We start from the raw sequence: 12730 nt of genomic DNA on the forward strand, positions 1-12730 counted from the left end.
CCTTATACCTCGTTTCCTTTGATAAATACCCATAGATCATAAAAAACGTTGGCACGATATAAGGTGCTGATGATGACAAGTGTGACAGGCCCAACAATTAAGCCTAAAAAGCCAATTAATTTAAATCCAACGAATAATGCAATCAGTGTGGCTAACGGATCAAGTCCAATATTAGAAGAAAGAATTTTAGGCTCCATTACTTGCCTTTGAACGAGGACAATAATATAGAGTACCCCTAGCCCGAGGGCCAGGCCTGTATCGCCTCCAATCGCCGCATAAATAATCCATGGGACAAAAACAGCACCCGTACCCAAATAGGGAATAATATCGACTATACCAGTAACTAATGCAATTGTTATCGCGTAATCAACACGAAGGATAAGTAAGCCGATTAGAATAATAACCGTTGTAATCGATATCAGTGTTAATTGTGCTTTAATAAAACCAAACAGCGCCTTTTTTAAATCGATAAAAACGGACCGGCTGCTTGTTTTTGCTTTCTCTGGTAAGAGTTTGCCCCCCAATTTCGATAAACGGTACCAATCTTTGCTGATAAAAAAAGTAGCCAATAAGGAAAAGATTAACACGGTTGCTGGCATTCGGAAGCCATGCGATGATATTTGGGATAATACCAAATAGGTTCTGGATAAATGTTCCAACGGTTGTGCCAATCCTGGTTCCAACATTCTGTATATTTCCAATAATTGTATCCTGCTGCCCTGATTCAAGTTTGTTAAACACACTTGTTAATTGTTCATAGATCGGCAGAATTTGTGCAGTAAAATATTTTTCTATATATTCAATTAACGTATCTAAATGATCTGGTACTACTGTAGATAAATAATTAGCACCAGAGACAATTTCGGCGATTAACAATGTAATTAACCCGGCAAATAGGGCAAAAATAATAATAAGTGCAATAAATACAGCTAACACTCGAGGCATTCTAGCCCTTTTTTCAAAGATATCAACAAGAGGATTAATTATAAACGCAATAATGAGTCCAATTAAAAATGGATAAGTCACTTTTGACAGAAAATAAAAAGAGTAAAGCGCCAAAACCACAGCACCTATTACAATTAAGAACCGGATAGACCGGTATAAGTATTTTAGATTCAAAGACAACCCTCCTATTAAATCCTATATGTAGTATTAGTTTAACATTTTATGAAATAAACTGCATAATCTTCCAATTTAATATTATTAATATAAAAATATTAAGAACACTTTTTCCAAGGAGTTGCAATCAGTTAGAAGAGAAAATCCCCGTATTTAATAATTTCACTCTTAAAGAGGTATTATGGTACGATAATTTTTATTTGGGGTGGTGAAATCGTGCTAAATGAATCATATTTATTTTTACTATTACTGTTAGTTATTGGATTTATTGCTAAAAACAGTTCTTTATTAGTTGCCATTGCAGTGCTCCTTATCCTAAAGGTAGGCGGATTGGATACAAAGGCATTCTCATTTATACAGTCGAAGGGTATTAATTGGGGTGTCACAATAATTACCATTGCAGTATTAGCTCCGATTGCTAGTGGCGAAATTGGATTTAAAGACTTAACAAGCTCTTTTAAATCCTCCTATGCTTGGATTGCGCTGATCTCTGGCATGATGGTGGCAATGCTGGCAAAGGGAGGGGTTAAGCTGCTTGCAGATGACCCACAGATTACAACGGCACTTGTGCTGGGCACTATTCTTTCGGTGTCTATTTTTAAAGGGGTAGCAGTTGGCCCGTTAATTGGAGCCGGAATTGCCTATACAGCTATGAAAATTTTTAGTTTTTTTAGTTAGATTTTTTGTAAAATAATATTTTTTTGCACTTTTCGGTTCCTTTTCATTCACAAAAATCTGATAATTGTTTATAATAGGCTTGTAAGCGTATCCTTTTTTACATATACCACATATATATGCTGATTTGCTTGTTAATCAAATTTATTCCTCAAAATGGAATAGCTAACTAACTATTTGCTTTTTGCCGAGCAATCGCTCAGTCGATTTAAAGGATAAATAAGGGGAATAATTTTTTAATTGAAAGGTATGGGAAATTCAGAATGTGAAGGAGAGATTTACTATGACAGTAACACGCGGTCTTGAAGGGGTAGTAGCAACAACATCATCAATCAGTTCAATTATTGATGACACGCTAGCTTATGTAGGCTATGACATTGATGATTTAGCTGTAAATGCTAGTTTCGAAGAGGTAATCTACTTATTGTGGCATCGTAAATTGCCGTCTGCAGTCCAGTTGGCAGAATTGAAAAAACAACTTGCTGAAAATGCAGCACTGCCACAGGAAGTAATTGAACACTTTAAGCTGTTTCCAATTCAAGAAGTTCATCCTATGGGTGCCCTTCGTACAGCCGTATCTCTTTTAGGCATTTATGATGATGAAGCTGATTTAATGGATGCAGATTCAAATTATAAAAAAGCAATTCGCCTTCAGGCAAAAATGCCAGCTATTGTCGCAACGTTTGCGCGTATTAGAAAAGGTCTTGAACCAATCGCTCCAAAAAAGGATTTAAGCTTTGCAGCAAATTTCTTATACATGCTAACTGGTAAAGAACCAGAACCTATTGCCGAAGAAGCAATTAACAAAGCGCTCGTATTACACGCGGACCATGAATTGAATGCTTCTACATTTACAGCACGTGTTTGTGTGGCTACGTTATCCGATGTTTATTCCGGAGTAACTGCCGCAATCGGAGCACTAAAAGGACCGCTGCACGGTGGTGCGAATGAAGCGGTTATGAAAATGCTTAAAGAAATTGGTACGCTTGAGAATGTAGAGCCTTACGTACGTGGTAAGCTTGAGAAAAAAGAAAAATCATGGGCTTTGGCCATCGTGTTTATCGAAAAGGCGATCCACGCGCCAAGCACCTAAGAGAAATGTCTAAAAAATTAACTGAACTCACTGGCGAACCGCACTGGTATGATATGTCTATCAAGATTGAAAGTATTGTTACTGGTGAAAAGAATTTACCACCGAACGTGGATTTCTATTCTGCTTCTGTTTATCACAGCTTAGGGATTGATCATGATTTAATGACACCAATCTTTGCTGTCAGCAGGGTATCTGGATGGCTTGCACATATTTTAGAACAATATGAAAACAACCGCTTAATCCGCCCACGTGCAGATTATACGGGTCCAGGAATGCAAAAATATGTTGCCATCGAGCAACGCGGTTAATATTTTACTTTTGATTCAATAATTGTTCTAATAGATATGTATGAAAAGGTTAGAGATTAAACTCTCTAACCTTTGATAGGACAAAGGGTGGACTATGCTGTAAAAAACTTTTATTCATATTTCTTTTACATAATAGGAGGAGAATCAACTATGCAAGGCGAAAAAATCACGGTTACAAACGGAGTATTAAACGTACCAAATCATCCAATCATCCCATTTATCGAAGGGGACGGTATCGGTCCAGATATTTGGGCTGCTTCTGAGCGCGTTTTAAATGCAGCAGTTGAAAAGGCATATAAAGGTGAGCGCAAAATAGTATGGAAAGAAGTTTTAGCTGGAGAAAAGGCATTTAACCAAACAGGTGAATGGCTTCCAAGTGAAACTCTTGACGTTATTAGAGAGTATTTACTTGCCATTAAAGGCCCACTAACCACTCCTGTTGGCGGTGGAATTCGTTCATTGAACGTTGCTCTACGTCAAGAATTAGACTTGTTTGTCTGCTTACGTCCTGTAAGATGGTTCGAAGGTGTTCCATCACCTGTTAAGCGCCCGCAAGATACGGATATGGTTATTTTCCGCGAAAACACTGAAGATATCTATGCTGGGATTGAATATGAAAAAGGCACAGAGGCAGCGAAAAAGGTCATTGATTTCCTACAAAATGAAATGGGTGTTAAGAAAATCAGATTCCCTGAAACTTCAGGAATCGGGATTAAACCAGTTTCTGAAGAAGGAACCACTCGTCTCGTACGTGCGGCAATTAATTATGCGATTAAAGAAGGCCGTAAATCCGTTACACTCGTGCACAAAGGTAATATCATGAAATTTACTGAAGGCGCGTTTAAAAACTGGGGCTACGAGCTTGCTGAGAAGGAATTCGGCGATAAAGTATTCACATGGTCACAATATGACCGCATTAAAGCAGAACAGGGCTCAGATGCAGCTAACAAAGCGCAAGCGGATGCAGAAGCAACAGGCAAAATTATCGTAAAAGACGCGATTGCTGATATTTTCTTACAGCAAATTCTAACACGTCCGCGTGAGTTTGATGTTGTAGCAACAATGAACTTGAACGGAGACTTCATTTCAGATGCACTTGCAGCGCAAGTAGGCGGTATTGGTATTGCACCAGGCGCTAACATCAACTATGAAACAGGACATGCTATTTTTGAAGCCACTCACGGTACTGCACCTAAGTATGCAGGTCTTGATAAAGTAAACCCTTCTTCTGTCATTTTGTCGGGTGTGTTATTGCTTGAGCACCTAGGCTGGACTGAAGCAGCTACAATGGTTATTAAATCAGTTGAAAAAACAATTGCTTCCAAAGTTGTAACTTATGATTTTGCTCGTCTAATGGACGGTGCAACTGAAGTGAAAACTTCTGAATTTGGTGACGAGCTTATTAAGAACATGGAGTAAGAAGGAAAGTTAAGTTCAGTGAGGGCTGTTAATATAAATAGTCCTTACTGTTTTTTATAAATTCTACTGAAACATTAAATATGTTCAAAGGGGAGAATCATAATGTCATTAAAACGGAAAAAGGTTTCTGTAATCGGCGGAGGATTCACTGGGGCAACTACGGCATTTTTACTTGCACAAAAGGAGCTTGGAGATGTAGTTTTAGTTGATATCGCTCCAATGGAAAATCCTACAAAAGGTAAGGCATTAGACATGCTGGAAGCAAGTCCTATACAAGGCTTTGATGCTAATATAACTGGTACCTCCAACTATGAAGATACACGTGATTCAGATATCGTGGTGATTACTGCTGGTATTGCCCGTAAACCTGGTATGAGCCGTGATGATTTAGTTCAAACAAACCAAAAGGTTATGAGAAGTGTTACACAGGAGATTGTGAAGTATTCTCCAAATTGTACGATTCTTGTTTTAACTAACCCAGTAGACGCTATGACATACACTGTATTTAAAGAATCAGGCTTCCCTAAAAACCAGGTAATTGGTCAATCTGGTGTTCTTGATTCTGCACGCTTCCGTACATTTGTAGCGCAAGAATTAAACCTTTCTGTTAAAGACATTACTGGTTTCGTATTAGGTGGACACGGTGATGACATGGTTCCACTTGTGCGTTACTCTTATGCAGGTGGTATTCCATTAGAAACATTAATTCCTAAAGACCGCTTGGAAGCGATCGTAGAACGCACAAGAAAAGGCGGCGGAGAAATTGTAAACCTACTCGGTAACGGAAGTGCTTATTATGCACCTGCAGCTTCTTTAGTCGAAATGTGTGAAGCAATCCTTAAAGACCAACGTCGTGTTCTTCCTTCTATTGCGTATCTTGAAGGCGAATTTGGTTACGACGGCATCTACCTAGGAGTACCAACAATCCTTGGAGCCAATGGTATTGAAAAAGTAATCGAGCTTGAGTTAACTGCTGACGAAAAAGCTGCCTTAGATAAATCAGTGGAATCCGTTCGTAATGTTATGCAAGTATTAGCATAAAAGAATAATTGAGAAATTCGGGGCTACAAGGGGTTCCCCGAATTTCTTTGTATTTATTTGAAATCGTTTGCAATGGAGGTGGAGTATATGCTTTTGGGCAAAAAAAGAAAGTTAGGCCGAAAGATGGAAGAAATTACAGTTGGTGAAAAATTGTCAATGACTGAAAAGGTAGAAGACAAGGATATCCTCCTTTATTTAGGATTAACAGATGATGCGAACCCTCTCTATATTCAACATGATTATGCTTCACAGACCCCATTCGAAAAACCAATTGTTCCTAGTATCATGCTTACGGGAATGATCACCTCTGCTATCTCAAAATACTTACCTGGTCCCGGGAGCCACATCTTAAGCCAAGAAATTGAGTTTCCTAAGCCTGTCTATCATTACGGAACTATCGAGTTTTTGTTTGAAGTGGTGGATGTAGTAAGGGATGAACATACCATTGTGATAAGTGTTGTAGGAACCAATGAAAAAAATGAGATGGTAATACAGGGAAAGCTAAAAGTTTGTCCACCACATCGTTTGGAAGAAATACACGGTCGAGCATTAGATAATTTTTAATAATGATGAATCTAAGGAATGTGGCCTGCTCACATTCCTTTTTATGTTAAAGTTTTGTAAAACTAGATAATTTGTAATTTTTATTATTATAATGGAGGTAACTTATTTAGTGGGGGATATTATGAAAAATAAAATTCTTGTTGTCGATGATGAACAATCCATTGTTACTTTACTTCAATATAATCTGGAGCAAGCGGGATATGAAGTGATTACTGCTATGGATGGTGAAGCAGGGAAACATCTAGCTGAGACACAAGACCCTGATATTATTGTTTTGGACCTCATGCTGCCGAAATTGGATGGAATGGAAGTTTGCAAGCAACTCCGTCAGAAGAGGATCATGACTCCTATTTTAATGTTAACTGCAAAAGATGACGAGCTCGACAAAATATTGGGCCTAGAGCTTGGTGCAGATGATTATATGGTTAAGCCCTTTAGTCCAAGAGAAGTAATTGCACGTGTGAAAGCAATACTTAGGAGGACACAAGTCCAGCCTGAGGTGATAGATACTAATGAAAAGGAAACAGGAGTACTAGTGGTAGCCAATTTAAAAATCATTCCTGAAAAATATGAAGCGTATTTTAACGACCAGCTTTTGGAGTTAACCCTAAAGGAATTTGAATTGCTTCTTTATCTCGCGCAAAATAAAGGCCGCGTTTTGACTCGTGATCAATTACTTAGTGCGGTTTGGAATTATGACTTTGCTGGAGATACTAGAATTGTGGATGTACATATATCGCATTTAAGAGAAAAAGTCGAAGTCGATACTAAAAAGCCCTCCTATATCAAAACGATGCGGGGCTTGGGGTATAAACTGGAGGAGCCGAAGGGAGAATGACCAAATTCCGAAAAGGACTGCTGCTTTCCCTAATCCTATTAATTATTGCAGTTTTAGTTGGATCAGGAATATTGTTAGGTCAACTTTTTAATAGCTATTACATTGAGTCGCTAAATCAGCATCTAAAAATAGAAATTTTGTGGATTCTTTCAATCTGTCTTGCAATCGCAATCGTAATAATTTTTACCCTTAGCATCCGAATCACTTCAAAGTATACCAAACCAATTGAAGCCGCTACGAAGGTAGCTATTGAACTGGCAAACGGAAACTATCGTGCTCGAACAAAAGTAAATCGGCTGGATGAGACCGGCATGCTTGGGTCTTCTATTAATATGCTGGCCGAAAACCTCCAAGAGCTTGTTAAGACACAGGAAATTCAACAGGACCGGCTTAGTGTTTTAATTGAGAATATGGGAGCAGGATTAGTCCTAATTGACAGTCGCGGCTATATTAATTTAATCAATAAAGGGTTCATTGAAATTTTTAATGTAGACCCAACAGATTTTTTAAATAAACTCTATTATGAAGTAATTGATTATGAGGAGATTTGTCATTTAGTTGCTGAGGTTTTTCGAACTGAAAAGAAGGTTAGTGAACAATTACTTGTGCCTTTTTTGATCGAACGAAGGTATTTTGTCGTTTATGGTGTCCCAATTATTGGCTCCAATAATGTTTGGAAAGGGGTATTGCTTGTTTTTCATGATATAACAGAAATAAAAAAACTCGAGCAAATGCGAAAGGATTTTGTCGCCAATGTTTCGCATGAATTAAAAACCCCTGTTACTTCTATTAAAGGATTTACTGAAACGTTGATGGATGGTGCCATGAACAATAAAGAAACGTTGGAAGCATTTCTATCAATTATTTTAAAAGAGAGTGATCGCCTGCAAACACTTATTCAAGACCTGTTGGAGCTTTCAAAAATAGAGCAGCAAGGCTTTAAAGTAAATATTCAAGAACTAGATTTGCATGTGATATTAAATGAAGTGATTACGATTCTTACAGGAAAAGCACAAGCAAAGAATATCAAGCTTGAACTTTATTGTAAGCAAAATAAAGTGATAATCAATGGTGATTTGGACCGCTTGAAACAAGTGTTTATCAATTTAATCGCCAATGCAATTACCTATACCCCTGTAGATGGAGAAGTGAAAATTATCCTTCTCGAACACGGGGAGAACGTAAGAATTCATGTGAAGGACTCGGGAGTGGGAATTAGTAAAGAAGAGATCCCGCGAATATTTGAACGATTTTACCGGGTGGACCGTGCCAGAAGTCGTAACTCCGGTGGGACAGGCCTTGGATTAGCGATTGTTAAACATTTAGTTGAAGCTCATCATGGGAACATTAGTGTAAGAAGTGAGATAGGTGAAGGAAGCGAATTTATTATCGAATTACATAAATATTTGACATGATTTTTGAAAGGTGGATATAAATGAAAAAGAAGAAACTTGTCCTGATAGACGGTAATAGTATTGCTTACCGAGCATTTTTTGCGTTACCTCTGCTTAATAACGATAAAGGAATTCATACGAATGCCGTCTATGGATTTACGATGATGTTGATGAAAATTCTTGAAGATGAAAAGCCAACACATATACTTGTTGCGTTTGATGCAGGGAAAACGACCTTTCGTCATAAAACCTTTAGTGAATATAAAGGTGGAAGGCAAAAAACTCCGCCCGAATTATCCGAACAATTTCCCTTTATCCGAGACCTTCTTGACGCCTATGGAATCTCCAGATATGAACTTGAAAATTATGAGGCCGACGATATCATCGGGACCCTTTCATTAACAGCTGAAAATGATGGATTTGAAGTAAAAGTGATTTCAGGAGACAAAGATTTAACCCAACTTTCTTCCGCTGCTACAACAGTCGGAATTACTCGGAAGGGTATTACAGATATTGAAGAATATACACCTGAACATGTAGCTGAGAAATATGGACTAATACCAGATCAAATCATTGATATGAAAGGGTTGATGGGTGACCCTTCTGATAATATCCCTGGTGTTCCCGGGGTGGGGGAAAAGACAGCGATCAAGCTGTTAAAGGAGTTTTCAACCCTTGAAAATTTATTAAACTCGATTGACCAAGTTACGGGCAATAAGTTGAAGGAGAAGCTTGAAGAATTTAAGAACCAAGCGATAATGAGCAAAGAACTTGCTACGATTGAAAGACAAGCACCTGTTGAAGTGGATTTAGAAACCGTTGCTTACGAGGGCTTTATACGCGAAAAATTAGTAGGACTATTTAAAGAATTAGGCTTTCATACGTTATTGGCCAAGCTTGGAGAAGGTCCAGATGTGATAGAGGAGCACGAACTTGAAGAGATTGAGTTTCACATACCAACAGAGATAACAGAGGAATTGTTTGCCGACAGCAATTATTTTTACGTTGAAATGTTGGACGATAATTATCATTATGCAGAGATTATCGGTTTCTCGCTTGTCAATGAAAACGGATATTTCTACTTGCCAACCGACCTAGCCTTGCAATCGGTTGCTTTTAAAAAATGGGCGGAAGATGAGAGTAAAAAGAAAACAGTTTATGATGCGAAGCGTTCGGAGGTTTCATTAAGGAGACATGATATTCACTTAAAAGGGGCCGATTTTGATATTCTAATGGCTTCGTATATCATCAATCCTTCAGAAAACATTGAGGACCTAGCAGCGATTACGAAAAGATTTGATTTACATAATATTCAATCGGATGAATCGTTTTATGGGAAAGGGGCGAAACGGAAAGTCCCTGAAGAAGCTAAGCTTGCAGAACATCTTGTTCGGAAAAGTCTCGCGATGTCCGATATAAAAGAAAAACTTGAAGATGAATTAAGAAAAAATGAACAATATGAATTATTTACCGAGCTTGAAATGCCGTTATCGCTAATTTTAGCAGATATGGAATCATGCGGAATTAAAGTAGAACAAGAGCGCCTTCAGAAAATGGGGAAGGAGTTAAATGACCGACTTGTTGAGATTGAAGAGAGAATTTGTGAATTGGCAGGCGAAAAGTTTAATATCAACTCACCAAAACAGCTGGGTGTGATTTTATTTGAAAAATTAAACCTTTCCTCGGTAAAGAAAACGAAAACAGGTTATTCCACTTCAGCGGATGTACTAGAGAAATTAGCCGATGATCATGAAATCATCGAGCATATTCTCCTATACAGACAATTAGGTAAACTTCAATCGACCTATATTGAGGGTCTACTAAAGGTTATTAATCCGAAAACGGGAAAAGTCCATACCAGATATCAACAAACCTTAACGGCAACTGGAAGATTGAGTTCCATTGACCCGAATCTGCAAAATATCCCGATTCGACTAGAAGAGGGGCGGAAAATCCGCCAAGCCTTTGTTCCATCAGAGGAAGGCTGGATCATATTTGCAGCGGATTATTCACAGATTGAGCTGCGTGTCCTTGCAGATATTGCCGGTGATGAAAAGTTAATTCAGGCTTTCAAAGAAGACATGGATATTCATACAAAAACGGCAATGGAGGTTTTTCATGTCAGTAAAGAGGAGGTAACCTCCAATATGAGACGCCAGGCCAAGGCTGTTAACTTTGGAATTGTGTATGGAATCAGCGATTATGGTCTTTCACAATCGCTAGGAATTTCAAGGAAGGAAGCTGGTCAATTCATTAATCGATATCTGGATACCTATCCAGGGGTTAAAGAATACATGGATGATATTATTCATTCGGCCAAACAAAAGGGCTATGTTTCTACCTTGATGCAGCGAAGAAGGTACCTTCCGGAAATAACAGCTCGTAATTTTAATATTAGAAGCTTTGCTGAACGGACAGCGATGAATACTCCAATCCAGGGCAGTGCGGCTGATATCATCAAAAAAGCGATGATTGACATGGATGATGCCTTAAAGAACAAAGGCTTAAAAACGCGTCTCTTACTGCAAGTACACGATGAATTGATTTTTGAAGCACCCGAGGATGAGCTGGAAATTTTGAAGAAGTTAGTCCCAGATGTGATGGAAAATGCCCTCGAATTAAAGGTGCCATTAAAAGTGGATTTTGCCTACGGACCCACATGGTTTGACGCAAAATAAAAAGGGGGGACTATCTTGCCAGAGCTTCCAGAAGTAGAAACTATACGAAAAACATTAAAAAAATTAGTTGTTAATAAAACAATCAAAGATATTACGGTCTATTGGCCGAAAATTATTAAAAACCCCGTCGAAGTTGAACAGTTTGTCGATGCTTTAATTGGGGAAACGATTGTTGATGTAGGCAGAAGAGGAAAATTTCTAATTATTTATACTGGAAATTTCGCTTTAGTCTCTCATTTGAGGATGGAAGGAAAGTACGGGCTTTATCCAAAGGAAGAGCCATTTGATAAACATACACATGTCCTTTTTCACTTTACAGATGAGACCGAGTTAAGGTATAGGGATGTTCGGAAGTTCGGAACCATGCACCTGTATAAAAAAGGCGATGAATTCTTAACAGAGCCGCTGATTGGCCTTGGTCCTGAGCCTTTTTCTGATGAATTTACCATAGAGTTTTTGGAAAAAAAGTTAGTAAAAACGAATCGGAAAATAAAAACGGCCCTTTTAGACCAAAAAGTCTTTGTGGGTCTTGGTAATATCTATGTGGATGAAGCACTTTTTCGCGCAGGTATCCACCCGGAGCGTCTTGCGAACACACTAAATAAAAATGAAATTACTCTCCTTCACCGTGAAATTGTTGCGACCTTAAGTGAAGCCGTCAAAAAGGGAGGAAGTACGATCCGTTCCTATGTTAACTCGCAAGGGGAAATAGGAATGTTTCAACTTGAATTATACGCCTACGGTCGAAAAGGGGAAGAATGTAAACGGTGCGGGACGCCGTTAGAAAAAACAACTGTAGGAGGCAGAGGGACCCATTACTGCCCTCATTGCCAAAAGGTCTAAACCGAACTGAGACATGAAATAAGTGAGATTGAATAATATTAACCTTTGATAGGCTCCTGCCATATACTATCGTAATGATTTTGGAGGAAGGAGCCCTAGACAACATGGTTCAGTTGATCTCACTTCTAATATTAGCTTTTGCGCTTAGCCTTGATAGCTTCAGTGTAGGTTTTACCTATGGGCTAAGGAAAATGGTCATGCCAATCAGATCAGTCATTATTATTGCAAGCTGCTCGGCTATTTCTTTAATGATTGCCGTGTCAATTGGACATGGACTTGAAAAAGTTCTATCTCCAAAAATGACGGCAAGCCTGGGAGGAATTATTCTAATCGCTCTTGGTGCATGGGTTTTGTACCAATTTTTCCAACCGGAAAAAGAAAAAGACGTACTTGTTCATGAAAAAACGATCGTGAATTTTGAAATTAAGTCTCTGGGCTTAGCCATTAACATATTGAAAAAGCCAATGTCGGCTGACTTTGATCAATCAGGAACGATTACCGGCATTGAAGCATTAATGTTAGGCTTTGCTTTGTCACTCGATGCCTTTGGTGCAGGGATTGGTGCTGCGATGCTTGGTTTCTCCCCCTTTTATTTAGCCGGTACAGTCGCGATTATGAGCTCGTTATTTGTTCTATTAGGAATAAAAAGTGGAAGTTTTTTTCATAAATTTGAATGGATCCAAAAGTTTACCTTTTTGCCAGGGATTTTATTAATAATCATTGGGATATGGAAATTATGAATATAGAAAGGAAAAGAC

At 38.4% G+C, this 12730-nt stretch carries 9 protein-coding genes and 2 pseudogenes; 10 read left to right on the forward strand and 1 reads right to left on the reverse strand.

Annotated elements, in window-relative coordinates; genetic code table 11:
- Positions 1-2: 2 nt before the first annotated feature.
- A pseudogene (gene ytvI / locus RCG22_RS21290) lies at positions 3-1119 on the reverse strand (sporulation integral membrane protein YtvI).
- Positions 1120-1335: 216 nt separating this feature from the next.
- Between ytvI and RCG22_RS21295 the strand changes: the two are divergent.
- From RCG22_RS21295 to ytaF, 10 genes and pseudogenes are all read left to right on the forward strand, one after another.
- The gene (locus RCG22_RS21295) at positions 1336-1797 is read left to right on the forward strand and encodes a DUF441 domain-containing protein (protein WP_308104598.1); all 462 of its coding nucleotides are present in this window, start codon (positions 1336-1338) and stop codon (positions 1795-1797) included.
- 280 nt (positions 1798-2077) lie between these two features.
- A pseudogene (gene citZ / locus RCG22_RS21300) lies at positions 2078-3195 on the forward strand (citrate synthase).
- A 150-nt stretch (positions 3196-3345) separates the two neighbouring features.
- Positions 3346-4614 (forward strand): NADP-dependent isocitrate dehydrogenase, encoded by a 1269-nt coding sequence (gene icd, locus RCG22_RS21305; RefSeq protein WP_308104599.1) that lies wholly within the window; start codon positions 3346-3348, stop codon positions 4612-4614.
- 102 nt (positions 4615-4716) lie between these two features.
- Positions 4717-5655 (forward strand): malate dehydrogenase, encoded by a 939-nt coding sequence (gene mdh / locus RCG22_RS21310; RefSeq protein WP_308104600.1) that lies wholly within the window; start codon positions 4717-4719, stop codon positions 5653-5655.
- 87 nt (positions 5656-5742) lie between these two features.
- Positions 5743-6219 carry a MaoC/PaaZ C-terminal domain-containing protein gene (locus RCG22_RS21315; protein WP_308104601.1) on the forward strand — a complete coding sequence of 159 codons (477 nt, stop codon included), beginning with the start codon at positions 5743-5745 and terminating at the stop codon, positions 6217-6219.
- Between the two features lie 121 nt (positions 6220-6340).
- Entirely contained in the window at positions 6341-7057 is a 717-nt protein-coding gene (locus RCG22_RS21320; protein WP_308104602.1) for a response regulator, read from the forward strand.
- A complete protein-coding gene (gene pnpS, locus RCG22_RS21325) occupies positions 7054-8472 on the forward strand; it encodes a two-component system histidine kinase PnpS (protein WP_308104603.1) in 1419 nt (472 codons plus the stop codon). Before RCG22_RS21320 ends, pnpS begins: the two co-directional genes overlap by 4 nt.
- Positions 8473-8492: 20 nt before the next feature.
- A complete protein-coding gene (polA, locus tag RCG22_RS21330; RefSeq protein WP_308104604.1) occupies positions 8493-11129 on the forward strand; it encodes a DNA polymerase I in 2637 nt (878 codons plus the stop codon).
- Between the two features lie 15 nt (positions 11130-11144).
- The gene (gene mutM / locus RCG22_RS21335; protein ID WP_308104605.1) at positions 11145-11972 is read left to right on the forward strand and encodes a DNA-formamidopyrimidine glycosylase; all 828 of its coding nucleotides are present in this window, start codon (positions 11145-11147) and stop codon (positions 11970-11972) included.
- 104 nt (positions 11973-12076) lie between these two features.
- The gene (gene ytaF / locus RCG22_RS21340; RefSeq protein ID WP_098259752.1) at positions 12077-12712 is read left to right on the forward strand and encodes a sporulation membrane protein YtaF; all 636 of its coding nucleotides are present in this window, start codon (positions 12077-12079) and stop codon (positions 12710-12712) included.
- Positions 12713-12730: the final 18 nt, after the last annotated feature.

Source organism: Neobacillus nitrireducens (assembly GCF_030915405.1).
In the GTDB taxonomy this organism is placed as follows: domain Bacteria; phylum Bacillota; class Bacilli; order Bacillales; family Cytobacillaceae; genus Neobacillus.